The organism is Acinetobacter sp. 2JN-4 (assembly GCF_003687745.1).
GTDB classification, from domain to species: domain Bacteria; phylum Pseudomonadota; class Gammaproteobacteria; order Pseudomonadales; family Moraxellaceae; genus Acinetobacter; species Acinetobacter halotolerans.
In genome coordinates, this window is the sequence record NZ_RDNY01000004.1 from 109,794 (window position 1) to 134,872 (window position 25,079).

Sequence of the window (25,079 nt, forward strand, 5' to 3'; positions counted from 1 at the left end):
TAGTTTAAAAAGTGTAAATACAAGGTCGGAAAAACTGTGATGTCACAGGTTGATGTACAGTAAATGACCAAGGAAAAGGGGTTCAATCATAGACCTTAGTAGGTATTTCGTAGCGAAATGTCGTTATCACTAGATATTGCGTTGACTAGGATGCCCAGAGGACTGATACTCTCATGTTTTAATTAAGCTAACCGGTTCGCATGGGGCGAGTCTTAAACTTGCGCCTGTTATTTCTCAGCGAAATGTCGTTATTACAGGATATTGCGTTGACTGAGATATGAGCAGAACAGATATTCTCTAGTTTACTTAAGTAAACCGGTTCGCAGGGGCTAGGCCAAAAGCTCGGCTCTAAAAAACTCAATCCAACACAAGGGGCTATATATGGCTAGTGGAAAGTCAACAATCATTTACACACTGACTGACGAGGCGCCGCTATTGGCGACCTACTCGCTGCTGCCGATCATTGAGACCTTTACTAAGCCAGCGGGCATCGAGATAGTCAAAAGTGATATCTCAGTAGCCTCACGCGTGCTCTCAGAATTCTCAGACTATTTAAGCGACGAGCAAAAGGTGACGAACAACCTTGCTGAGCTTGGTCGTCTCACGCAGAATCCAGATACTAATATTATCAAACTTCCGAATATCAGTGCTTCAGTTTCTCAGTTGGTGTCATGCATTAAAGAGCTACAATCGAAGGGCTATGCAATTCCTGACTATCCAGGAAATCCGACAACTGAGGAAGAAAATGCGATCAAAGCGCGTTATGGTAAGTGTCTCGGCTCTGCTGTGAACCCAGTATTGCGTGAAGGTAACTCTGACCGTCGTGCGCCTACTGCGGTGAAGAATTATGCTAAGAAGCATCCGCATTCAATGAGCGAGTGGAAACAGTGGTCACAAACCCACGTTTCGCATATGGAACATGGTGATTTCTATCACGGCGAAAAATCGATGACACTTGATCGTGCTCGTAACGTGAAAATGGAACTGATTACTAAGAGCGGTAATAGTATTGTCCTCAAGCCAAAAGTGGCATTGCAGGATGGTGAGATCATTGATTCGATGTTCATGAGCAAGAAAGCGCTATGCGAATTCTATGAGCAAGAACTCGAAGATTGTCGTGAAGCAGGGATCTTATTCTCATTGCACGTTAAAGCGACCATGATGAAAGTTTCTCACCCAATCGTATTCGGTCACTGCGTCAAAATTTACTATAAAGATGCCTTTGAGAAACATGGCAAATTATTCGATGAGTTAGGTATCAACGTCAATAATGGTATGGCTGGACTTTACGAGAAGATCGAGACACTACCAACATCACTACGTGAAGAAATCATTGAAGATTTACATGCTTGTCAGGAACATCGTCCTGCGCTGGCAATGGTTGATTCAGCAAAAGGGATCACCAACTTCCATTCGCCAAACGACATCATTGTCGATGCGTCTATGCCTGCGATGATTCGTGGTGGCGGTAAAATGTGGGGTGCCGATGGCAAACAGTATGACTGTAAAGCAGTTATGCCAGAGTCTACATTTGCTCGTATCTACCAAGAAATGATCAATTTCTGTAAATGGAACGGTAACTTTGATCCAAGAACGATGGGGACTGTGCCAAACGTTGGTTTAATGGCGCAAAAGGCTGAAGAATACGGCTCGCACGACAAAACTTTCGAGATTACTGAAGCTGGTGTTGCCAACATCACTGATCTTGAAACTGGCGAAGTGTTGATGTCACAAAATGTTGAGGAAGGCGACATCTGGCGTATGTGTCAGGTGAAAGATGCGCCGATTCGTGATTGGGTGAAACTTGCGGTTACGCGCGCACGTAATTCAGGCATGCCAGCAATCTTCTGGCTTGACCCGTACCGTCCGCATGAAAATGAATTGATCAAGAAAGTCGAAGAGTATCTAAAAGAGCACGATACAGAAGGACTTGATATTCAAATCATGTCTCAAGTCCGTGCGATGCGTTATACACTTGAGCGTGTAGCACGTGGTTTAGATACGATTTCCGTGACAGGTAACATCTTACGTGATTACCTCACTGACTTGTTCCCGATCATGGAATTGGGTACTTCTGCGAAAATGCTGTCGATCGTTCCGTTAATGGCGGGTGGTGGTATGTATGAAACTGGCGCAGGCGGTTCGGCACCGAAACACGTGCAGCAATTGGTCGAAGAGAACCACTTACGCTGGGACTCACTTGGTGAATTCCTTGCTTTAGCAGCGTCATTGGAAGAGATGGGGATTAAAGAAGACAATTCCCGTGCCAAGTTATTAGCTAAAACACTTGATCAAGCAACCGATAGATTACTGGATAGTGGTAAGTCTCCGTCACGTCGTACTGGTGAGCTTGACAACCGTGGTAGCCATTTCTATCTATCGTTATATTGGGCAGAAGCGCTTGCTGCACAAGACGAAGATGCTGAGTTGAAAGCCACATTCGCTCCACTAGCGAAGAGCTTGGCTGAAAATGAGCAGAAAATTGGTGCTGAACTTGCTGAAGTTCAAGGTAAGCCTGCTGATATTGGTGGTTACTACTTAGTTGATTTGGATAAAATCAGTAAAGTGATGCGTCCAAGTGCAACTTTCAATGCAGTTCTTGCAGCCGTTTAATGTTATTGATGTGAGCTAAGATGAGATCGCTCGTCTTGCTCTCAAACAAAAAAACCAGCGCGTATGCGCTGGTTTTTTTTTGTGGCAACATTAACGTGGACGACGACCACGTGGCGCTTTAGTGTTTGGACGTGTCGTACCATTGGTCTTGCGACGTGGTTTTTCACTTTCATCCATTTGCCAAATGCGTGTGGTACCACCACTGGCTTTTTTCTTACCCTTAAACGGTGCTTCGCCTTTTTCTTCACGCGCTTTATCTTTTGAGCGAGAAAAATGTGGTTTATTGGTCGATTTTTTCGCAAAAGAACGGCCTTCATACGGTTTATCCGCTGGCACATCCTTAAAGTCAGAATAAAGCAACGGTTCGATTTCGACTTTTTCACCCGGTTTTAAACCAAGTTTAACCAAATTGATTGAGCCAATTTGAGTACGAATCAAACGTAAAGTTGGAAAACCAACCGCAGCAGTCATGCGGCGTACTTGGCGGTTACGCCCTTCACAGATTTGTAGCTCAATCCAAGTTGTTGGAATATTGGCACGATAGCGTACTGGTGGGGTACGTTCCCATAACCAATCTGGCTCATCAACTTTACTTGCTTTCGCAGGTAAGGTTAGACCATCCGCAAGTTCGATACCTTGACGTAGTTGCTCTAAGGCTTCTTCGGTGACATCACCATCGACTTGAGCAAGGTAGGTTTTATACTTCTTATTGCTTGGGTGGGTAATGAACTGATTTAAACCCCCATGATCGGTCAGAAACATCAGACCTTCAGAGTCTAAATCTAAACGACCTGCAATACGAAGCTCAGGATCGCTGATAAAATTTGAAACCGTTAAGTGTGCCGTATCTTCTCGGAACTGTGAAAGCACATCATAGGGTTTATTGAAGACCACTATTCTCATAAATAAATACTACTTCTAGATTATGGGGGTTGGTAAACTTATGCTTTTATTTATATGAGAAATGTTGTTATTTCTCATATAAATCTCAAAACAAACTAGATTGGATTAGACTATTTTACGCAAATAAAAAATTAAAGTATGCCAAAGAAGGCATATATTTACTCGCCAGCAACATGAGGGAGAGCCTATACAATGGGTTATCAGAAGATCGTGGTTCCTGCAGATGGTGACAAAATCACAGTGAATGCAGATCTGTCACTGAATGTTCCAAATCATCCAATCATTCCTTTTATTGAAGGCGATGGTATTGGTGTGGATATTACACCAGCAATGCAAGCAGTAGTAGATGCTGCGATTCAAAAAGCTTATTGCGGTAAGCGTTCGATTGAATGGATGGAAGTCTACTGCGGTGAAAAAGCAGACAAAATTTACGGCACATATATGCCAGAAGAAACTTTTGACGCTTTACGTGAATTCATTATATCAATTAAAGGGCCTTTAACCACCCCTGTAGGTGGTGGTATTCGTTCATTGAACGTGGCTTTACGCCAAGAATTAGATTTATACGTGTGCGTACGACCAGTACGCTGGTTCGAAGGCGTACCATCGCCAGTGCAACATCCTGAATTAACCGACATGGTGATTTTCCGTGAAAACTCGGAAGATATCTATGCAGGGATTGAATGGAAAGCTGATTCTGAAGAAGCCAAGAAAGTCATTAAATTCTTAAAAGAAGAAATGGGTGTGACCAAAATCCGTTTCTCAGAAGGCTGTGGTATCGGGATTAAACCAGTATCAAAAGAAGGCACGCAGCGTTTAGTACGTAAAGCCATTCAATTTGCCATTGATAATGATAAACCTTCAGTGACATTGGTTCACAAAGGTAACATTATGAAGTACACCGAAGGCGCGTTCAAAGAGTGGGGCTATGAGCTTGCGATGGAACGCTTTGGTGGCGAACTGCTTGATGGTGGTCCTTGGGTCAAGATCAAAAATCCTAAAACAGGCAAAGACATCATCATTAAAGATGTGATTGCAGATGCGTTCTTGCAACAAATTTTAATGCGCCCAGCCGACTATTCAGTGATTGCGACGCTGAACTTAAATGGTGACTATATCTCTGATGCACTTGCTGCCGAAGTCGGTGGTATTGGGATTGCACCGGGTGCCAACATTGGCGGTGCGATCGCAGTGTATGAAGCGACACATGGAACAGCGCCGAAGTATGCTGGTCAAGATAAAGTCAATCCCGGTTCGATCATTCTTTCTGCGGAAATGATGCTACGTGATATGGGCTGGACGGAAGCTGCGGATCTGATTATCAAAGGCGTTTCTGGTGCGATTGAAGCAAAAACTGTCACCTATGACTTTGAGCGTTTAATGCCAAATGCAACCTTGTTGCGTTGTTCGGAATTTGGTCAAGCAATAATTTCGCATATGGGCGATTAAAGCTATTTAATGATCTTCAAAGAGCGGCGATGACCGCTCTTTTTTATATTACCTACATGGAAAATGTGTGACCTAGAGGTTCAGACAAATGCTATGGGAAGGTTCGAGATATAGATTTCAATGTGTTAACTTATTTGAAATTCATTTAAATCAATTTAAAAATGGCTAATCTATTTAATACCGCAATTCAAAAACTCAAAAAAAATATACGCCCTCAAGGCAATTATGTACTCAACGCTTATAATGGATTGAAGAATATTCCCGGTGGATTAACTTTACTTTCAAAAATTGTGAGTCGAAAAGCACCTTATTTTCAAACGGTTGACCCAGTTATTAGCAAACTTGAGCGCAATTATTGTGAAGCAAGTATGTCAAAAAACAAAACTGTCGAAAATCATATTGGTACAGTTCACGTGATTGCGATTTGCAACGGATTAGAATATGTCATGGGTGTTCTGGCAGAAGCTTCTGTGCCAGCTCATCTAAGATGGTTGCCAAAAGGAATGCAGGTTGATTATTTGGCGAAAGCTGATTCTGATATTCGACTTACAGCCATCGTTGAACAAGATTGGAAAACGGGAGATTTGCAAGTCAAAGTGCAGGCTTCTAGGGCAGATGGCGTTGTCGTCGTTCAAGGAATCATTACCCTTTGGGTGACGGAAAAGAAATAAGCAGACTTTCCTCGATTTGGTATAAGTTTCACGTAAAATTCTTAGATATGGTTTGTATCGCAAATTTAGAAAAAACTGTATCTATGATTTATAAACCTTCGGTTCAAAATAACTGAAAAATATTGAGAGTTTCCAACGATGAAAATGTACCAAGTTGATGCTTTTACCCAAACATTATTTAAGGGTAATCCTGCGGCAGTCATTGTCTTAGATACGTGGTTAGATGACGATTTGATGCAGAATATCGCCATGGAAAATAACTTATCTGAGACTGCTTTTGTGAAAAAGTTAGATGATACTAACTATGAAATTCGTTGGTTTGCACCTATAGACGAAGTGGATTTTTGTGGTCATGCCACATTAGCCAGTGCTTTTGTTTTATTCAAGGATTATACAGCTGCAAAAACAATTCAATTTCATGTGCGTAAACTCGGAATTTTTGTAGTCAATCAAGATGATGATGGCAAAATTAAAATGAATTTTCCGATTCGTAGAGCAGCATTGGTCTCCGAATATCCCCAAGAATTACGTGATGGTTTAACTAAACCATTTAAAGCGGTTTATCGCAACACGCAAGCGTTTATTGTGGAGTACGAGACGGTACAGGATGTGTTGGATGAACAGCCTGATCTGGAAAAATTAAAACAATTGGGCAAAGTGCGTACTGCGATTACTGCATCGCAACCGGATGTAGCGATTACGGCGAGAGGTGAGGGGCAGTTTGATTGTGTATCACGTTATTTCGCCCCCGCAGTTGGCATAGGTGAAGATCCTGTTACAGGTTCAATTCATACTGGAATCGTGCCGCTTTGGGCTGAGAAACTGAATCAAAAGCAGCTTATTGCTTATCAAGCATCTGCACGTGGTGGCATTCTGGATTGTGTGATTGAATCTGAAGATCGGATTGAGATTTCTGGTTATGCAAGGTTATATATGCAAGCAGAACTTTTGATTAACTGAAACATAATAAAAGCAAAGAAAAAAGCTGTTTAAGTAAACAGCTTTTTTCAAAACATCACTATTAAAAACAACAATCGTTCACTAGTATAGGCTGTCATTTTTATTTAAATCACCAAAAATACTTGGATAATCTATGTTAATGCGGTTTAAGCAGCTTACTCTCTCGCTTTGTTTAATTGGATTGAGTGCGACGTCTTGGTCTCAGACAGTACTGGTAAAAACTGAAAAAAATATTGAAGAATATAAATTAGATAACGGTTTTAGAGTTATTCTTGCGCCAAACGATAAAGAAAATAAAGTTTATGTAAATACGGTTTATTTAACAGGGTCACTGAATGATCCAAAAGGTAAAGGCGGGCTAGCACATCTACTTGAACATTTGGCATTTAAAGGCACACAAAATGTAAAAGGCGATGAGTTCCAACGTCGCTTAGATCAATTCACTTTGATGACCAATGCCAGCACCGATTATTACGCGACTAAATATATTAATATTGTCCGTCCAGAAAAAAATGCCCTGAATGAAATTCTGTACCTCGAATCTGAGCGTATGGATAAACTGGTACTCCAAGAAAAGTTTGTTCCATCAGAAATTGAGATCGTAAAACGTGAACGTGAGATTCGTATGGATCAACCCTTTGCTGTTTTGATGGATCAAATGTTAAAAGCCGCTTATGGAAATCAATATTTAGGTCGTTTGCCAATTGGTGATTTACCTGAATTAAAATCCATCACCATGAATGAGTTAAATCAATTTTATCGAACATGGTATGCACCGAATAATGCCGTGATGGTGATTTCAGGTAAATTCGATAAAACTGAAGTTTTAAATAAAGTTGACGAATACTTTAGCCCAATTCCAGCTCGCACTGTGCCAGCCCCTGTAAAAGTCCCCGTGTTAGATGCAAGCAAAATCGCCCAACGTCAGTTCACTGTACAAAAGGGCAGTGATCTTGTGAAGTTTCATATATATATGAATGGTAAAAATACCAAGTTACAACCGACTTTAGCACTTGCACCAGCCTTATATACCATGCAGCCAAGCGGCAGTTTATATAAAAATATGGTTGAAACTGGGATCAGTACCGCAGTGCAAGCCACCACATGGTTAGATCAAGACTTTAACGTTGTATTCATGGGCGCAATTTATGCACCAAATCATGATGCAAAAAAAGTGGGTGAAGCATTAAAAGTTGGCGTTGAAAATAGTCAGCCATTCACTGAGGCTGAATTACAGCGGATCAAAAATATTTCTCAAAATACGGCGGAAAGCATTGCCAATGATGCAGTGGCTTTAGGTTCACGCTTAAGTGATTATGCGGTTTCTTCACATGGTCAGTGGGATCAATATTTTAAGGACTTACAAGCGGTTCAAGACTTGAAATTGAAAGATATGAATCAAACGTTGAAAGACTTTTTGGTTCCATCGCATCGTATTTTAGGTGATATCTTACCGACGCCTGAAGATCAGAAAAAAGCGATGACGCTTAAAGCTGAAGAGAAACCAAAGACTCTAGACCAAAGTGCTGAAAAGGCTGAGCCATTAAAAGATGTCAACGTTTATCAACAAGAAGTGGAAAAATTTGTCACGCAGTCTGCTCAGCAATTAAAGAAAAATGAGCAAAAGATCCAAAGCGGTCAATTAAAAAACGGGATTCGCTACGCCTTGTTCCCAACCGTAACCCGTGATGATAAAACCTACGCTACGATCAGTTTAGATTTTGGTGATGAAAAATCTCTATTTGGTAAAGCAACTACATTGGATTTGACCAGTTATTTGATGTTGCGTGGTTCGGAGAAACATAGCTTACAAGAAATCACCGATAAAGCCATTGCAGCCAGTGGCGGTGCATCGGTCAGTTCAAATGGCAATGGTTTAACGCTGGTTGTTCAAGCAAAAAAAGATAAGTTTGAAGAATTTTTAGGCTTTATTCTGGATGTCGTAAAGCAACCTAAGTTTGCCCAATCTGAATTTGATTTAGCAAAAAATCAAAGTTTGTCGGTATTGGATCGACCATATACTGAGCCTGCTGTGGTGGCGTCCATGACTTTATCTAAAGTTTTGGAAATCTATCAACCGGGTGATTTGCGTTATCACTTTGAACCTGAGTTAGCCAAAAAACAGCTAAACGAAGCGACACAAGCACAGGTCAAGCAGTTTTATGATCAGTTCTTTGTGACTAATTATGCTCAGATCGCGATAACAGGTGATTTTGATCCGAAGAAGATGCAGAAGACCTTAAAGAAAACTTTTGCTTCTTGGAAGGCTAAGCAACCGTTTAAGAAAGTGACAGGACAATACACGGAATATAAAGCACAGAAAATTCATGCCTTATCCGAGCAGCGTGAGTTTGGTAGCTATCAAAGTGTTTTAGCGCTGCCAGTCGGTTCATATCACAAAGATGCGCCTGCCTTAATCGTACTGAGCCATATTTTAGGAAACTCGCAACTTTCATCACGTTTAGCGCAAGAGTTACGTGAGAAGAATGCTTTGGTATATGGCTTTGGCAGTGGTTTGAGTTTAGACCCTGACGTTGATGATGGTACGTTGAGTATTACAGCAAATTATACGGCTGGGCGTTCAAACCAAGTGTCGCAGTCGGTACATAAAGTGTTGACTGATCTGTTAAATAAAGGTGTGACCGCACAGGAAGTTGAAGCTGCCAAAGCAGACATTATGAAAAAGCGTGTGACAGCGTTGGAAGATGAACGTAATATCCACGGTATGTTGACGGGACAATTGGAACGCAACAAAACTTTATTAGATCGAGCTGTTCGAGATCAAGAGTTTGCCCAACTCAGTAAAGCCGATATAGATGCCGTGATTAAAAAATACATTAAACTTGAACATTTTGTTGAAGTTATGGCAGATCAATATGGTAAAGCTCAGGACAATCGTTAATTTGGAACCTTCACATTTTAAAGTGATTTAAAAAAGTCTGTGCTGCTACTGTTCTGCATGTCTCTTCTGTTTTTAAATCACATCATAAAATGGATTGAATCAGTATTTATGATGAATTTTAAGTAAGAAAACAAAAGGGGATTAACATGATTTTGGCAGCACTTGCTGTGCTTTTCGGCTTGATTTTATTGGTTTTGAGTGCCGATAAATTTGTTGATGGTGCATCTGCTACCGCACGCTACTTAGGTATGCCGCCTTTATTGGTGGGTATGGTTATCGTTGGTTTTGGTACATCTGCGCCTGAAATGGTTGTCTCTATTATGGCGGCAATTGATGGAAATCCAGGTATTGCATTAGGAAATGCCTACGGATCAAATATTGCCAATATTGCGCTCATTCTCGGAGTTACTGCTTTAATCCATCCGATCATGGTGCATTCGGCTGTGGTTCGTAAAGAGCTGCCGATATTACTTTTGGTGACGGTGATTTGTATCCTACAAATTTTTGATGGTGTGTTGAGCCGTATGGATGCCACGTTGATGCTATTCATGTTGCTTCTTTATATGGGATGGACGATCTGGTATGGGATGCGCAATCAAAGTGACATATTGAGTCATGAGTTTGATATAGAGCTAAAGAAGCACGAAACGCCATTAAAAACATCAATTCTTCAGCTCATCTTTGGTTTGATTGTTTTAGTAATAAGCTCTCGTTTACTGGTCTGGGGTGCTGTTGAAATCGCCCAAGCCTTTGGTGTGAGTGAGTTGGTGATTGGCTTAACAGTTGTCGCGATCGGTACATCATTGCCTGAGTTGGCGTCTTCCATTGCGGCAGCTCGAAAAGGTGAGCTTGATATTGCAATCGGCAATATCATCGGTTCGAATATGTTTAACACCTTAGCGGTTGTCGGGCTTGCAGGTGTCATTCATCCGACCATCGTGCCGCAAGAAGTGCTCCATCGAGATATGGTGGTTATGGGGGCGCTTACGCTGAGTCTATTGCTGTTTACGCTGAGTCGGAAAGGTCAAGGACGTATTGGGCGTGTCAAAGGGGGCGTTTGGTTATTTAGTTTTATTGCCTACACCAGTTATTTGGTTCACACCGCATTTTAGTAAATAGAAAAAGGCATTGAGTGATTCAATGCCTTTTTTCAATATAAAACCGTTTTTAGGTTCGCTCAATTACTTATCATCATGCTTATGCGTATGAAAATCTTCGTTTTTACGGAAACGGAGATAGTTTTCAAACTGTTCGCAATATTCATCAAAATTATCTTCTAACATCATCTGAAACTGTTGCAACAAGTAAGACATCACTTGTTCTTTGGCTTCACGCATCTCATTGCCATCTTTAAAGTTATTGGCAGCGACCCATGTATTAAAACGCGCTGTTCCAAATAACATGGCAGCACTGACTTGGGCACGTAACTCTTCAGGCTTAGGTTGTTGGCCTTTTTGTGGACGGCAAAAATCATTGGCTAGTTTGATAAACTCGTCCGCACGCTCAAAAAAAACCGCATTTAAAGCTTCTTCTTCTGTCACATCAGTCGCATTAATTTTTTGAGACATGGTCTTTTCCAACAAAAACAAGATCAGCCATTATAGACAAAGCCTTGCATAAACAAAACCGTTGCCTTAATCTAAAATAGCCTAAGCAATTAGAATAATCATGATGCAAGACGCAATTGCTATTCAAAGCCTAAAAACAGATATTGCTTTACTCCGTCAACATATCTATCCACCACAATTTTTACAACAGGTGGAGGGCTTACCGATTTACTATGGATTACAAGCAGAGGTTGACGAGTATTATCGTCAATGGCAATCGTTGATTGAAAGAGCACAACAGCTTTGTCAGCCATTTATGCAAGATGAAATCGTAGACGCGATTCATTTACCGAGTCATTTAAATTTACCTTTATTTTTCTTTCATGTGGATCGTATTCGGATTAATAAAACCCGAGCGAAGGAATCAAAAACGTTTCGGGGTGTGGCAGCTTTAGTCGAAAAATGTGGGCAGTTTGATACAGACCAGATTTTTGCGATGCAAGAATGGCTTGAAAGTGATGACACGGCAGCGTTGGTCGCACACCGTGAATTTATTGATCTGCGGACTTATGTATTTCAGCATGGGCAGAGTGAATATACGCGAACCCGTTTTTATATGAATGGCATGATTTTAAGTGTAGAACCGCATTTTAAATTGGTCGATGCACGGGATAAGCCGCGCAAGCAACGCAATGATAGCTATAGTGATCCGATTGCCGATAATGGCACGTGGAAGATTTTTGGGAAGTATCGTTGAATGATCTAAGCTGCATAAAAATCTTGTTTGGGAATATGCTACTCGGGAGCGTCATCCACAACCTGCGTGATACTAAAAAGATAGGTAGTTTTGGACGAGTTAATAAAATTAGATTAATGAAAGCCGAGAACAGGTTTTGTGGATGACAAATGGTTTTGCCTACTTTTCCCGAAAGAAAAGTAGATCGCCGAAGGCATATACCGAGATTGAATGAGGGTTCGGTACGACTCCGTTATGATAATAATATAGAAGGCAAAAGAAACTTTTACTCCCAGAAAATATCTTTATGAGACAAGACTTGTAGCTTTTTATCTGCTTTTTTCATCACATGCGGTTGTTGTGCCTTGACCCAACCTAAAGCAAATAAAAATTGCGATTGCTTCGCTGTATGCTGCTGAAAAATTTGCTCAGCCACAAACAAGTCATTATAAAAACCTAAATACTCCTGAATCGGCTGTAACTTATCTAGAAATTGCTGAACCTTCTTTTCAGGATATAAGCCTGATACAAAGTCGATGCAGTAGCGTAATTGTTTCACGCGCTTACGGGTACGATGTTGCTGTTCGATAGGAAGATCAGAAAATTGAGATGCGTCTTTTAAGATTTTTTGATAAAGCTTCGTCAAACTTTTGGTCACTTGCTTTGTGAGTTTTGTTTTTGATTCATTTTCACTATAGCTAAAGCTTAACAGTGATAAAAACAGTTGCGTGGTTTTGGTGTTACTCAAAAGCTTAGTGACATTTGTCGCTGCTTGACTGTTGAATGGAAAATCAAAATCACAAACTTCTTTGATCAACGGAATGACTGAATCTTGAATGGCATCATTATCACGCGATTGTCCTAAAGCCCTGAAAATGTCAGCCAATTCACTTTCCCAAGTAGGATCGATCTGCGTCCAATGAGAAAAATGCTTGAATGCAGAACGTAAACGACGTAAACCGACACGTGTTTGATGAATATGTTCTGCTTCAGCAACACCATCAGCAATTGCAGCGGCATTGGGTAGAATCTGATTTAAACAATTTTCAATAATCAGTTTGAGGGCTTGTTCAGCAGAAAACTCTGGTTGCAATTGTAATGTTTTGGCTTTGGTTGCGGGGGAGACTTTTTTACCCATTGCCAGTAAATTTCCACGCTCGGCTTTACTGCGTACATCTAACCACAGTTGATATTTTTCCACTAAGTGATTAGAAAAAATAATTAGATCTCGAGCTGATCCCTGTTTCAACTCAAATTCGATCTCACAGATTTTGGCTTGATCAGTTGGTGTACGAATTTCGCCATCATCGAGGCAGACTTCAATCTGAGAACCTTGGAATTCAAAAACGTGAAATGTGCGCTCAACATCGGTTTGGAACTGCAAAAGTAAATCAGCAGGTGTATCGCCTAGCAACTCGCGTATAATGTCTTGAACAGTTTGGTTATATTGATACAGGGATAAATCCAGCTCGGGTTCTTGTTCACATTGACCCAAATGAATATCTTCTTCAATCCGTTGTAAATGATTTTTACTTGCCGCCTTAAAGGTTTGAACCCAATGTTCACCTTCCTGACGCAGACGAATCGCAACATGATTCTTCGCCAGTAGGCGATCAGCGGTATCGTAGTATTTTGCTTGTAATCGAATTTTTTGCGCTTTTTGCTTATTTAATGCCAGTAAAACACTTTTTTTCTTAGATGCAGGAAGTTGAAATTTAAGTTCTATTTCCATGATGCCGTGACTCCTGATCTTTTAGAATGAAGAATTTAAAAATGAGTGTATTTTACTTGTGGATCATTGTTTTTCATACTTTACTATCTTGCGCCAAAAAAGCCGATGTCGCAATGAGAGCTATAGCTCATATGGTGGCATATCAATAGAGTATCGCTTTGTTGGCATGCAATGACTTTATTTTGTACAAAAAATACAGTACCGTGTCATGAGCGTTATATAGGATTAGGACGATCAAAATGAATGCACCAGCGACATTGACCCAGCCAGTGGAATTCACTTTACCGATTAAAGATTACAATGAGTTTTATCGCTTTTATTTAACCGAGCATCGTAGTATTGCCAGCCGCCGTTTGCATGTAGCGGGAAGTTCAGTTGGCTTATATTTCTTTAGTAAAGCAATTCGTCAGCGCAAAGCCAAATATTTGGCTTATGGTTTATTGTCGGGTTACGCCTGTGCATGGGTTGGGCATTTCTTCTTTGAACATAATAAACCTGCAAGTTTTAAACAGCCGCTTTTTAGCTTTATTTCGGATTGGCGGATGTTGTCCGATGTTGCACGTGGACGTTTGAGTTTGGTTGATCGTCAATTTGATAAGATAGATTCCTAAGTTGAATCATCGCTAAAAAATAATCAGAGTTAAAACGACATAATACGTCGCTAAGCTGCTTCGGCAGCTTTTTTATTATCAAACGTTCAAGTATTATCATAAAAAATAAGAGAAATTATAAGAATGGAACAACTCAACCCTTCAGATTTAAAAGCAATACTCCATTCGAAGCGTGCCAATCTTTATTATCTTGAGCATTGTCGTGTGATGCAAAAAGATGGTCGCGTTTTATATCTCACCGAAGCTAAAAATGAAAATCAATATTGGAATATTCCGATTGCCAATACCACGGTCATTTTATTAGGGACAGGCACTTCAATTACCCAAGCTGCGATGCGAATGCTTGCGAGTGCAGGAGTGTTGGTAGGTTTTACAGGGGGAGGTGGAACGCCGCTATTTATGGGATCAGAAATTGAATGGATGATGCCTCAAAGTGAATATCGCCCGACCGAATACATGCAAGGCTGGATGAGTTTTTGGTTTGATGATGCCAAGCGTTTAGACGTTGCTAAACAGTTTCAACTGGCACGTATTGAGTTTATCCGCAAAATTTGGGCGAAAGATAAAGATCTCAAAGATGAGGGTTTTTATCTGGAGGATCTCGATATTCAGCAAGCTTTAACTGGTTTTGAGAAGAAAATACCGCATCAAAGTAAGGTGGGTGATCTCTTGCTGGCAGAGGCACAAACGACGAAGCAACTTTATAAAATTGCAGCGACACGGTGCAAGCTTGGTTTTGAGCGTAATCCTGAACAAGGTGATCTAGCAAACGACTTTTTAAATCATGGCAATTATTTGGCTTATGGATTGGCTGCTACCACGCTTTGGGTATTGGGTATCAATCATGGTTTTGCGGTGATGCATGGTAAAACTAGACGAGGTGCTTTGGTCTTTGATGTAGCTGACTTAATAAAAGATGCTGTGGTTTTACCGTGGGCTTTTATTTGTGCCAAAGAAGGCATGAAAGAACAAGAGTTTCGTCAACAGCTCTTGCAGAAGTTTACTGAATATAAATGCTTGGATTGGATGTTTGAGCAGGTGAAAGATAAATCTCTACCTAAATTAATTTAGAAACATCTAGTATGGTTGTTTTATTTTAAAATTGGTGTTATTTTGCTCATTATCAATGTTTGAGGAGATACGCCTATGTTTAAAAATAAGCTTTTTACTGTGCTTTTTATTTCATTAATATGGTCAGTGAATATTTCGGTGAACTTTAACCCAGAAATATATCTAGATTTTACATTTAGAAAATGAGTTATGAGTATAATTAATACCAACTGTCACATAGGCAGCTTAGAAAATACTAGATGTATCTTTTTTGATAGGTCTTTTTCACAGCCGCATAGGTTGCTTAGAAGGGCTAATATAAGTGTAAGACTTGTATTAGTCCTCATTAATTCTAATGAGCGTGAGGTTACTAGCTTATGATCGTAACCTTTATCTCCCAATGCGAAAAGAAAGCGATTCCTCGAACGCGTCGTGTGCTCGATGCTTTTGCAGATCGGATAGGTCATAACACTTGGCAAACGGTGATTACTGAAGATGGTTTGTTGGCAGTTAAAAAGTTACTTAGAAAAACAGTCACAAAAAATACTGCGGTTAGTTGTCATTGGATACGTGGTCGTCGTAGAAGTGAACTTTTATGGATTGTGGGAAATCGCAATAAGTTTAATGAGCAGGGAATTGTTCCAGTAAATACCACAAAGAAAAGTTTAGCTCAAAATAAATGGGAAAATGATTGGCACTATTTGCCTTTAATCAAAGCTTTGGTGGCTGTTTCTGCTTTACTGCATGATTGGGGCAAAGCAACAACTCTATTTCAAGAGAAATTAAAACCACAGAGTAAGAATGGTAAAAAAGGTGATCCTTTACGGCATGAATGGATTTCCTGTCTATTATTGAATGCTTTGGTACAGTCGTCAGGCAATATTGAGTCTGATAAAGCATGGTTAAATTTATTAATTAATCAAAGTTGGGATGAGGAACTACTAAAGCAAACCATTTTAAAAAACTCAGATCAATCGAAAGTTTTAGACCGACTTCCACCTTTTGCTCAATTAGTCGCATGGCTAGTTGTTTCGCATCATCGTTTGCCGAATTTAAAAACTGAAAAAGAATATAAAAAATATAGTGATGCCGATGTGTCCAGCGGAAGTGATCTATTTGAATTTATTCAAGCAGACTGGGGATATCAAAATAAATTCGAGGAAAAAGAGTATCAACAACGCCTCAAATTATGCTTGGAATTTGAACAAGGTTTATTGTCTCAGTCATCCGAATGGACAAAGCAAATCAAAAAATGGTCATCTCGTTTATTACAGGAATCTCATATATCAGAACAAATTTTTGTTGATGGTAGTTGGCGTGTGATTTTACATCATGCGCGGTTATGCCTCATGTTGGGTGATCATTATTATTCATCGTGCGAGGCTGATAAATCGTGGAAAACGAATTTATCTCTCATAGCAAATACTGATCCAAAAACAAAACAAGCCAAACAATATTTAGATGAGCATTTGGTGCGTGTCAGTGACAATGCTATGAGAGTCGCACAGTCTTTGAGCCGCTTAGCTGATGAAATGGAATTTGCATATGATATTCAGAAATTAAAGAAGAAAAGCCCACAAGGCTTTGAATGGCAAGATCAGGCAGTTAAGGGAATTCAGCAGTTTATTCAAAAAAATGAAGCCGCAGAGAAACAAGGTTGGTTTATTGTCAACATGGCGAGTACAGGAAAAGGAAAAACCATTGCTAACGCTAAAATCATGCAAGCTTTATCTAAAGATGGTCAATCGTTACGCTATATTTTAGCTCTAGGCTTGAGAACATTAACCTTACAAACAGGCGATTCATATCGCAATGATATTGGTCTAGGTAATGATGAACTTGCGGTTTTAATTGGTTCTAAAGCTGTTCAGGAATTGCATCATAAAAATATTAAGGATGTTCAAACAAATGAGATTAGTATTGAGGAAATAGGTTCAGAGTCATTAGAGGAATTATTAGATAATGAACTCGATTATGACGCTATGCCTCAAGCAGAATTTATGAATGCTTTATTTCCACAAAATCAAGAGCAACGAAATAAAGCTTTTCTGTATAAACCAGTTTTGACCTGCACCATTGATCATATGATGGCAGCCACTGAAACTAAGCGTGGTGGCAAATATATTTTACCGAGTTTGAGACTTTCCTCATCTGATTTAGTCATTGATGAAGTTGATGATTTTAATGGTCAGGATTTAATTGCGATTGCTCGACTCATACATTTAGCGGGAATGTTGGGTCGAAAAGTGATGATTTCATCTGCGACGATTCCACCTGCATTGGCTGAAGGATTTTTTAATGCTTATCAGCAAGGTTGGTCGCTTTACTGTGCATTTAAGAAACTTAAAAATAGTGATACTGTTTCGATGTGGGTCGATGAGTTTAAAACTAAAATTCAAAATATTAATTCAAGCCAATCAAAAGAAACGGTACAGCAATATAAAAAAAACCATGATCACTTTATTGAACTTCGAGCAGATGCGTTAAGTAAGCAAATCGTAAAACATAAAGCTTATATTATTGACTGTTCTGATCTTATGGAAGAAAAAGAAGCTCAACGTTTAGATCAAAGTTTACAGTCTCAATATTTTGAAAGAATTAGGCTGAATGCTGAACAACTGCATTTAAATCATCATAGTATAGATATTCAAACAGGCAAAAAAGTTTCTTTTGGGGTGGTTAGAATAGCGAATATCCCACCATGTGTTGCGCTAACTCAATATCTATTGAATGCGGAGTGGTCACAAGGAGTTGTACCCCGTGTGATGGCTTATCATAGTCGTCAAGTTCTCTTACTACGCAGTGAGCAAGAGCGACATTTAGATCAGGTTTTAAAGCGTAAAGAAAAATTAGGTGAGCAGGCGACCGCATTTTCCAACGAAGTCATTCGCCAGCATTTAGACTCAACTATCGATGAACATGTTATTTTTATTTTGGTTGCTACACCTGTAGAGGAAGTAGGGAGAGATCATGATTTTGATTGGGCAATTGTAGAGCCATCTTCGTATCGTTCCATCATTCAACTAGCAGGACGAGTGTTACGTCATCGAAAACTGGAACAGGATATTCAACAGCCAAATATTGCTTTGCTGCAATATAATTTAAAAGGATTACGCAAAGCTAAGGTTGCGTTTGAGAAACCAGGTTTTGAAATTAATAATGATAAATTTAAATTACAGACCAAAAACCTAACAGAACTTCTCGATATTTCACAGGGTGATTTTCACATCAATGCTATTCCTCGAATTAAGGCAAATCAGCCTTTGCAAGCAGTAAAAAAATTAGCTGACCTTGAGCATGCTGTGATGGCAGATGCTTTAACTTCCTACAATAAAGTTGGAGCCAAACCACTTAATGCTTGGTTAACTCAAAAATGGTTTTTAACAGCATTGCCTCAACGATTTACACCTTTTAGGCAGAGTTCGCCTAATACTCAGCTTTTTGCAGTGCTGAAAAATAACAAGCTTGCGCTTTGTCTAAAAGATGATTTTGGAAAATATATTGATCGCAGTGGTTTTTATAATATTCATTACATTCAGTTAAATGAACAAGAGAATAAAAGACTATGGTTAAATCGAAATTATTACGACATTTTATGTCGTCTAGCTCTTGATAAATTAGATGAAAATGAGGATATTGATGAAAAGATAGAATCATTATCAAAAAGATATGGGGAAATTATGTTGCCGGAATATGATGAGAATAAAAATTTGATCTATTCAGAACAATTTGGACTTGTAGTTTTAGATAAATAATAAAATGGGGGAAATATGGCTGAAAGTATTCATACATTTTTAAATGAGCGTAAAGAGCTTTGGTTAAAAGATCGTATAAAGAAGGCTGAAAATGAAAGTGTAATAGCCGAATTACAGCAGCAAGCAAAAGATAAATTTAGTTTGAATGAATGGCTTCCTGATGCAGCAAAAAGGGTGACTCAACTTTCCATGGTTAGCCACCCGAGTAAATTTAGTCATCCAAGTGCTAAAACTTCAAGTGTTATCGCCAATGTAGAACATCGTAATGATGGCTATTTAAGAAGTGGGAATGTAGATTACTCATTAGATGTATTTGGCAATGCAGCTGCAATGGACGTATTTAAGTTTTTATCTTTGCCGCTAACTGACAAATTAACCGTATTAGATGGTTTTGAAGAAAAAGATCAAAGGCTTAAAAGTTTGATTGCTGATGCTAAACTAAATTTTGATACTTTAAGTACAGAGTTTTTGAAAATAAAAGAAGCAGACAACTCTATTAGAACCGATCACTTAGTGAAACAAGTTTACTTCCCAGTTAGTGAAGCAGAATATCATTTACTTTCTATTTTAACACCCTCGGGTTTAATCACTCGATTAAAACAATCAATAGATGCTATACGTTTTTCTGAAGAGACTAAACAAGCTAAAGAGTCGCGTAAGAAAAATGAGCATCATGAAGTTGGGTATTCAGATATTTTTGGCTTAACAGTGACTGCCTATGGTGGAACTCAACCACAAAATGTCAGTGTTCTAAATAGCCAAAATGCAGGGCGAGCTTATTTATTATCGAGTTGTCCACCTGTTTTAGAAAAAAGAATAATCCGGCTTCCAAAAACTGATTTTTTTGTTCAGTGTCTATATCGAAAAAACTATCAAGATAGCTTTATTCAATTGCATAAATTTATGCAGCTTGATTTAAATAACATTGATATTCGTAACGCGATACGAAATATCATTCAGTTTGTGATTGACCAAATATTATTACAAGCATTCCGAACCCGAGAATATGCAGTTGAAGGTTGGTCAAATCAGAATTATTACGAAAGCTTACCTAAAATACAGCGTATTTGGTTGGATAAAATTCATCAAAAAGAAAGAGAAGTTAATACTGACTGGTGTGATGAGTTAAGTCGAGAAATAGCATGCTGGATAGTACGAAGCTATGAAAAAATAATTAGTGATGCTTACACACTAGGAACAGGCGAGTTATTTGATGTCAAAAATCGGGTAGAAAACTCATTACAGAAAGCAAAGGGGTATTTTTAATGCGTTATTTTTTATTGATTCCTCATTTAAAACTCCATAATGCCAATGCGATGAGTAGTCCATACACCATTGGTTTTCCTGCAATGACGGCTTGGCTCGGTGCAGTTCATGCCTTACAACGTAAATTGCAAGCTAAAGCTTTGGATGTGGCTTTAACTAAAGTGGCAGTGAGCTGCCATGAATTTAATTTGCAAACCTACAAAGGGCAAGGAGATTTTGTTCACTCAATTATAGGTACTGCGAATCCTTTAGATAAAGATGGAAGTAGACCTGCTTTTATCGAAGAAGCGCGATGTCATCTAGAGGTTTCACTTTTAATCGAGATTGAAAATCTAAGCATAAAAAAGAGAGAGCAATTTTTAGAACTTGTTCATGATCTGATTAGCAGTATGAAATTTGCCAGTGGAGATGTTCTCTCACTTAAGAATTGCCAAATATTAGATTTTGATGAAGACGAGGATCAGGATAACGAATTAAGACCAATCTTAAATAAACTTATGCTTGGACATGTACTGATCGAACGCCGTGATCTGGTTATAGAAAGTATGAATCAGGGTAGAGATGCTTTAGATGCGGTTTTAGATTATTTGAAAGTAACTCATAGCTCTACTGTCGATGAGAATGAAAAAGTGACTTGGGGCTCAAAGCGTAAAACGCAAGGTTGGCTTGTACCGATTGCTGTCGGTTTTCAAGGAATCTCTGAGTTAGGTCAAGCAAAAAATCAACGCGATGCCAATACGCCTCATCGTTTTGCTGAAAGTGTTCTCACTTTAGGTGAATTTGTGATGCCGTATCGCGTAGAACATATTGATCAACTGTTGTGGCAGTATCATGTTGATTTGGAAAATAATTTATATCTTTGTCAAAACGTTTCAACAATTTAAATGAAAAACTGAAAAAGGAAAAAATCATGGCTAAAAATGAAAAAGTAGTTGCAAGTGTACTCGCATTTGAAAAGAAACTTGTTCCATCTGATGGTTATTTTTATGGAACGTCGTGGGGAAATCGTAAAGAACAAACAGCTTTGGAACTGATTCAAAAATCAGTACGTGGAACTATTTCAAACCGTTTGAAACCAGCCGTTGCAAGTGATCCATTAAAACTGAATGCGGAAGTTGAAAAAGCCAATTTACAAACTGTAGATGCCTGTGCTTTGGGTGAACACCAAGACACTTTGAAAGTTGGATTCACTTTAAAAGTATTGGGTGGAGTTGAAAATCCATCAGCTTGTAATAATGAAATATTTCTAAAATCTTATCACTCGGTTGCTAATAACTATATTCAACAATATGGTTTTACAGAATTAGCAAAACGTTATGCTCTGAATATCGCCAATGCACGTTTCTTATGGCGTAATCGTGTGGGAGCTGAAAAAATAGAAGTTATTGTCACAGTTAATGATCAACCTGAAGTAACGTTTAATGCTTTGGAATATCCATTGCATGACTTTGATCAGGTCGATGAAAAAGTTCAAAACTTGGCGAATCAAATTGCGCAAGCCTTAAAAGGTGAAACAGCATATTTATTAATTAAAGTTGAAGCTTATGCATTGGTTGGCAAAGCCCAAGAAGTTTACCCAAGTGAAGAGTTGGTATTGGATAAAGGGAAGGGCGATAAGAGTAAAATTCTTTATCATGTGAATGATGTTGCTGCAATGCACTCTCAAAAAATTGGTAATGCGTTACGTACAATTGATACTTGGTATCCTGAATTTGAAGAGAAAAAAGCTGCAATTGCTATTGAGCCATACGGTGCAGTAACTAATCTTGGAAAGGCTTATCGTACGCCTAAAGATAAAAAAGACTTTTTTAGTTTATTTGATAAATATGCACTGGGGGAGTCACTTGAGAATCCTGAGCAAGAGCATTACGTGATGGCAGTTTTGGTACGTGGTGGAGTTTTTGGTCAAAGTGGCAAGGAGTAATTGATGGATTGGTATCAAGAAATTACCTTGATTGATCAAGATGAAATTTCCCCCTATTTTATTTGGTCAAAAGTTTATACCCAGCTCCATATTGCTTTTGCCGAACATAGTGATGAGCAGGAAAGGAGCTACCTCGGAGTTTCTTTTCCTCAATATCGTACCAATGAGCAAAAGAAATTTGGATTTTTGGGTACAAAAATTCGTATCTTTGCAAAAACGGAAAATGAGTTACAGCAGCTTAATTTAGGTAAGTGGCTAGAACGATTGACGGATTATGTGCACATCATTCAACCGCGTGAAGTGCCGCAAGCTAAGATCACAGGCTATGCACATTATTACCGTGTTAATCCAAAGATGAGTTTAGAAGAGCGCATTGCTCATCAAGCACAGCGTCATAATATTCCTTTGGCTGAAGCTAAGCAGCATTTTAAACAATATGTTGAGCAACCTGTGGTTGAGCCTTATGTTAGTTTAAAAAGTCTTAGTGCTAAACGTGAGGAAAATATAGATCGACCGTATCGCTTATATATTGGTAAGTCTGTTGCTGATGAGGCGAAAGATGGGAAATTTGGAACGTATGGACTAAGTAGAACTGCAACAGTTCCAGAGTTTTGACCCAATATTTTTTCTACTCTTTAACAGCTTAATAAAATCAATAAGTTACAACAAGCCATTTTTTGATTGGGTAACATGCCAAAATCCATGATAAATACTTGTTGTAACTTATATTTTTACTATAATTTTATAGTTCATGGCGGCACACGCCATTTAGAAAACACACACATTCTTCTGGGATTATCGGAACAACTTCATGGCGGCACACGCCATTTAGAAAACCTGCTAAAAATAGCTTTGTACCATCGGAATGTTCATGGCGGCACACGCCATTTAGAAATGCATCTAAAGTTGCACTGTCATCGTCGGCACGTTCATGGCGGCACACGCCATTTAGAAACTCAGAAACAAGTACCTGCTTACTTTAATATGGGTTCATGGCGGCACACGCCATTTAGAAATTTCAACAGAATGCAATTCTTACTCATTGTCGGTTCATGGCGGCACACGCCATTTAGAAAGCTGGGGTGGGTTCGCAGTTTTGATAAATATTGTTCATGGCGGCACACGCCATTTAGAAAAGTCAACTCTATTGATCGATGCCAGTATTTATGTTCATGGCGGCACACGCCATTTAGAAATGTAGGGTTATTCACTCCACTTATCCAGTTGGGTTCATGGCGGCACACGCCATTTAGAAATTGACTCAGCATCCTTAAAATATTCAATTGCTTGTTCATGGCGGCACACGCCATTTAGAAAAAAAGAAGGAAACCATAGAGAACGTGTTATTTGTTCATGGCGGCACACGCCATTTAGAAAAGTGCGTCAGGATTCTAAATCGCCTGATGCTTGTTCATGGCGGCACACGCCATTTAGAAATCACTCAGTTTTTCATTCAACACCAACAACCAGTTCATGGCGGCACACGCCATTTAGAAATTTTCAAAGATGCGCTTATTGAATACAGGGATGTTCATGGCGGCACACGCCATTTAGAAATAAGCGTGGTTGATGGATGACCATACGTACTTGTTCATGGCGGCACACGCCATTTAGAAAGCAGTGTCTTGCCCTCCGTGTTAACAGCATTGTTCATGGCGGCACACGCCATTTAGAAACAACAAACAAGGGCTTGAAATCATGGCTCGCAGTTCATGGCGGCACACGCCATTTAGAAATAATTGAAGAAATGCTTGATGGTGCAAACTACGTTCATGGCGGCACACGCCATTTAGAAAATTGAATACGACAAAGAATTTGCTGTGCAATGGTTCATGGCGGCACACGCCATTTAGAAACGTTGAATGATATAAGTCTAAAATTAAACAACGTTCATGGCGGCACACGCCATTTAGAAATTGCGCCCAGCTTATAAGAGCCATTGAATACGGTTCATGGCGGCACACGCCATTTAGAAATATCAAACAAGCTGGTATTCGAGATTACGAAAGTTCATGGCGGCACACGCCATTTAGAAAACTCCATGCCGCCTTCATTAATTCAGTGTTACGTTCATGGCGGCACACGCCATTTAGAAAAAGAGGTAAGACTGTTGTCGGCAACACAAGAGGTTCATGGCGGCACACGCCATTTAGAAAATAATACAAATGAGGGAAATCACTAAACAAATGTTCATGGCGGCACACGCCATTTAGAAATTATTGCACGTTAGTAGAAGTCATTTCTAAACGTTCATGGCGGCACACGCCATTTAGAAAATTCAACAATTGAGCGATACCAGTACCGCCTGGTTCATGGCGGCACACGCCATTTAGAAAATTCAACAATTGAGCGATACCAGTACCGCCTGGTTCATGGCGGCACACGCCATTTAGAAATGAATAGGTGTCTGTCCTTTAATTGTGGCTACGTTCATGGCGGCACACGCCATTTAGAAAGAGCACACAAGTAAATCACAGCTCAGGGGTTTGTTCATGGCGGCACACGCCATTTAGAAAGCTTGACGCGCGCCGATCTGACCGTTACGCATGTTCATGGCGGCACACGCCATTTAGAAATGACCACTATAATATTGATGAGTCAGAATGCCGTTCATGGCGGCACACGCCATTTAGAAATTTAGCGACCAATTCACTTTTAATTTCATCAAGTTCATGGCGGCACACGCCATTTAGAAATAGATCTGGGTAAGCGTAAAGGCATATTCAAGGTTCATGGCGGCACACGCCATTTAGAAATCATTGACGAACTCAAAATCCTCTGCGAACTCGTTCATGGCGGCACACGCCATTTAGAAACGATCGAAGTGCGAAAAGCCGCGGCGAAAAAGGTTCATGGCGGCACACGCCATTTAGAAATTTATGATCAATTTCAGGAATACCATGTAATAGTTCATGGCGGCACACGCCATTTAGAAACATCACGGGCGATATCAAGCGCCG

At 39.5% G+C, this 25,079-nt stretch carries 17 protein-coding genes and 1 CRISPR repeat array (1 of these 18 only partly in view); of the genes, 14 read left to right on the forward strand and 3 right to left on the reverse strand.

Going from position 1 to position 25,079, the window contains the following annotated elements; genetic code table 11:
* Positions 1 to 381 precede the first annotated feature (381 nt).
* On the forward strand, positions 382 to 2,613 hold the full coding sequence (locus EAH57_RS07515) for an NADP-dependent isocitrate dehydrogenase (protein ID WP_121929521.1): 2,232 nt from the start codon (positions 382 to 384) through the stop codon (positions 2,611 to 2,613).
* 90 nt (positions 2,614 to 2,703) lie between these two features.
* Here EAH57_RS07515 and EAH57_RS07520 read toward each other — a convergent pair whose 3' ends face one another.
* Complete coding sequence (locus tag EAH57_RS07520; RefSeq protein ID WP_121929522.1) at positions 2,704 to 3,516, reverse strand: rRNA large subunit pseudouridine synthase E; 813 nt, start codon at positions 3,514 to 3,516, stop codon at positions 2,704 to 2,706.
* A gap of 192 nt (positions 3,517 to 3,708) precedes the next feature.
* Here EAH57_RS07520 and icd point away from each other — a divergent pair, with 192 nt between their 5' ends.
* The 5 genes from icd to EAH57_RS07545 all read left to right on the forward strand — a co-directional run bounded on the left by icd (position 3,709) and on the right by EAH57_RS07545 (position 10,610).
* A complete protein-coding gene (gene icd, locus EAH57_RS07525) occupies positions 3,709 to 4,965 on the forward strand; it encodes an NADP-dependent isocitrate dehydrogenase (protein ID WP_004670417.1) in 1,257 nt (418 codons plus the stop codon).
* A 161-nt stretch (positions 4,966 to 5,126) separates the two neighbouring features.
* Complete coding sequence (locus tag EAH57_RS07530; protein ID WP_004670418.1) at positions 5,127 to 5,636, forward strand: hotdog fold domain-containing protein; 510 nt, start codon at positions 5,127 to 5,129, stop codon at positions 5,634 to 5,636.
* A gap of 138 nt (positions 5,637 to 5,774) precedes the next feature.
* Positions 5,775 to 6,596 carry a PhzF family phenazine biosynthesis protein gene (locus tag EAH57_RS07535; RefSeq protein ID WP_121929523.1) on the forward strand — a complete coding sequence of 274 codons (822 nt, stop codon included), beginning with the start codon at positions 5,775 to 5,777 and terminating at the stop codon, positions 6,594 to 6,596.
* Between the two features lie 133 nt (positions 6,597 to 6,729).
* Positions 6,730 to 9,498 (forward strand): M16 family metallopeptidase, encoded by a 2,769-nt coding sequence (locus tag EAH57_RS07540; RefSeq protein ID WP_121929524.1) that lies wholly within the window; start codon positions 6,730 to 6,732, stop codon positions 9,496 to 9,498.
* A gap of 146 nt (positions 9,499 to 9,644) precedes the next feature.
* Positions 9,645 to 10,610, forward strand: coding sequence for a calcium/sodium antiporter (locus tag EAH57_RS07545; RefSeq protein WP_121929525.1), 966 nt, complete (start codon positions 9,645 to 9,647; stop codon positions 10,608 to 10,610).
* Positions 10,611 to 10,679: 69 nt separating this feature from the next.
* Here the strand turns inward: EAH57_RS07545 and EAH57_RS07550 are convergent, their stop codons facing one another.
* Positions 10,680 to 11,066, reverse strand: a complete 387-nt coding sequence (locus EAH57_RS07550) for a DUF3144 domain-containing protein (RefSeq protein WP_121929526.1) — start codon at positions 11,064 to 11,066, stop codon at positions 10,680 to 10,682.
* 103 nt (positions 11,067 to 11,169) lie between these two features.
* Between EAH57_RS07550 and EAH57_RS07555 the strand changes: the two genes are divergently transcribed.
* The gene (locus EAH57_RS07555; RefSeq protein WP_121929695.1) at positions 11,170 to 11,802 is read left to right on the forward strand and encodes a hypothetical protein; all 633 of its coding nucleotides are present in this window, start codon (positions 11,170 to 11,172) and stop codon (positions 11,800 to 11,802) included.
* A 265-nt stretch (positions 11,803 to 12,067) separates the two neighbouring features.
* Here the strand turns inward: EAH57_RS07555 and EAH57_RS07560 are convergent, their stop codons facing one another.
* The gene (locus tag EAH57_RS07560) at positions 12,068 to 13,513 is read right to left on the reverse strand and encodes a CYTH and CHAD domain-containing protein (protein WP_121929527.1); all 1,446 of its coding nucleotides are present in this window, start codon (positions 13,511 to 13,513) and stop codon (positions 12,068 to 12,070) included.
* Positions 13,514 to 13,752: 239 nt separating this feature from the next.
* On the opposite strand from EAH57_RS07560, the gene EAH57_RS07565 reads away from it, so the two are divergent.
* The 7 genes from EAH57_RS07565 (at position 13,753) to cas6f (ending at position 22,734) form a co-directional block, all read left to right on the forward strand.
* The gene (locus EAH57_RS07565) at positions 13,753 to 14,124 is read left to right on the forward strand and encodes a DUF962 domain-containing protein (protein ID WP_121929528.1); all 372 of its coding nucleotides are present in this window, start codon (positions 13,753 to 13,755) and stop codon (positions 14,122 to 14,124) included.
* A 123-nt stretch (positions 14,125 to 14,247) separates the two neighbouring features.
* Positions 14,248 to 15,195, forward strand: coding sequence for a type I-F CRISPR-associated endonuclease Cas1f (cas1f, locus tag EAH57_RS07570; RefSeq protein ID WP_121929529.1), 948 nt, complete (start codon positions 14,248 to 14,250; stop codon positions 15,193 to 15,195).
* A gap of 356 nt (positions 15,196 to 15,551) precedes the next feature.
* On the forward strand, positions 15,552 to 18,929 hold the full coding sequence (cas3f, locus tag EAH57_RS07575; RefSeq protein WP_121929530.1) for a type I-F CRISPR-associated helicase Cas3f: 3,378 nt from the start codon (positions 15,552 to 15,554) through the stop codon (positions 18,927 to 18,929).
* Between the two features lie 15 nt (positions 18,930 to 18,944).
* Positions 18,945 to 20,195, forward strand: a complete 1,251-nt coding sequence (gene csy1 / locus EAH57_RS07580) for a type I-F CRISPR-associated protein Csy1 (protein ID WP_121929531.1) — start codon at positions 18,945 to 18,947, stop codon at positions 20,193 to 20,195.
* Positions 20,195 to 21,079, forward strand: coding sequence for a type I-F CRISPR-associated protein Csy2 (gene csy2 / locus EAH57_RS07585; RefSeq protein ID WP_121929532.1), 885 nt, complete (start codon positions 20,195 to 20,197; stop codon positions 21,077 to 21,079). Before csy1 ends, csy2 begins: the two co-directional genes overlap by 1 nt.
* 26 nt (positions 21,080 to 21,105) lie before the next feature.
* Positions 21,106 to 22,119, forward strand: a complete 1,014-nt coding sequence (gene csy3, locus EAH57_RS07590; RefSeq protein WP_121929533.1) for a type I-F CRISPR-associated protein Csy3 — start codon at positions 21,106 to 21,108, stop codon at positions 22,117 to 22,119.
* Between the two features lie 3 nt (positions 22,120 to 22,122).
* Positions 22,123 to 22,734 (forward strand): type I-F CRISPR-associated endoribonuclease Cas6/Csy4, encoded by a 612-nt coding sequence (gene cas6f / locus EAH57_RS07595; RefSeq protein WP_121929534.1) that lies wholly within the window; start codon positions 22,123 to 22,125, stop codon positions 22,732 to 22,734.
* 132 nt (positions 22,735 to 22,866) lie between these two features.
* Positions 22,867 to 25,079: direct repeats of the CRISPR family, unit length 28 nt; unit sequence GTTCATGGCGGCACACGCCATTTAGAAA (it continues 276 nt past the right edge of the window).

What these genes read in the sequence shown, in the direction of transcription:
- EAH57_RS07515 (WP_121929521.1), top strand. Translation starts at nt 382, where the DNA reads ATGGCTAGTGGAAAGTCAACAATCATTTACACACTGACTGACGAGGCG.
- EAH57_RS07520 (WP_121929522.1), bottom strand. Translation starts at nt 3,516, where the DNA reads ATGAGAATAGTGGTCTTCAATAAACCCTATGATGTGCTTTCACAGTTC.
- icd (WP_004670417.1), top strand. Translation starts at nt 3,709, where the DNA reads ATGGGTTATCAGAAGATCGTGGTTCCTGCAGATGGTGACAAAATCACA.
- EAH57_RS07530 (WP_004670418.1), top strand. Translation starts at nt 5,127, where the DNA reads ATGGCTAATCTATTTAATACCGCAATTCAAAAACTCAAAAAAAATATA.
- EAH57_RS07535 (WP_121929523.1), top strand. Translation starts at nt 5,775, where the DNA reads ATGAAAATGTACCAAGTTGATGCTTTTACCCAAACATTATTTAAGGGT.
- EAH57_RS07540 (WP_121929524.1), top strand. Translation starts at nt 6,730, where the DNA reads ATGTTAATGCGGTTTAAGCAGCTTACTCTCTCGCTTTGTTTAATTGGA.
- EAH57_RS07545 (WP_121929525.1), top strand. Translation starts at nt 9,645, where the DNA reads ATGATTTTGGCAGCACTTGCTGTGCTTTTCGGCTTGATTTTATTGGTT.
- EAH57_RS07550 (WP_121929526.1), bottom strand. Translation starts at nt 11,066, where the DNA reads ATGTCTCAAAAAATTAATGCGACTGATGTGACAGAAGAAGAAGCTTTA.
- EAH57_RS07555 (WP_121929695.1), top strand. Translation starts at nt 11,170, where the DNA reads ATGCAAGACGCAATTGCTATTCAAAGCCTAAAAACAGATATTGCTTTA.
- EAH57_RS07560 (WP_121929527.1), bottom strand. Translation starts at nt 13,513, where the DNA reads ATGGAAATAGAACTTAAATTTCAACTTCCTGCATCTAAGAAAAAAAGT.
- EAH57_RS07565 (WP_121929528.1), top strand. Translation starts at nt 13,753, where the DNA reads ATGAATGCACCAGCGACATTGACCCAGCCAGTGGAATTCACTTTACCG.
- cas1f (WP_121929529.1), top strand. Translation starts at nt 14,248, where the DNA reads ATGGAACAACTCAACCCTTCAGATTTAAAAGCAATACTCCATTCGAAG.
- cas3f (WP_121929530.1), top strand. Translation starts at nt 15,552, where the DNA reads ATGATCGTAACCTTTATCTCCCAATGCGAAAAGAAAGCGATTCCTCGA.
- csy1 (WP_121929531.1), top strand. Translation starts at nt 18,945, where the DNA reads ATGGCTGAAAGTATTCATACATTTTTAAATGAGCGTAAAGAGCTTTGG.
- csy2 (WP_121929532.1), top strand. Translation starts at nt 20,195, where the DNA reads ATGCGTTATTTTTTATTGATTCCTCATTTAAAACTCCATAATGCCAAT.
- csy3 (WP_121929533.1), top strand. Translation starts at nt 21,106, where the DNA reads ATGGCTAAAAATGAAAAAGTAGTTGCAAGTGTACTCGCATTTGAAAAG.
- cas6f (WP_121929534.1), top strand. Translation starts at nt 22,123, where the DNA reads ATGGATTGGTATCAAGAAATTACCTTGATTGATCAAGATGAAATTTCC.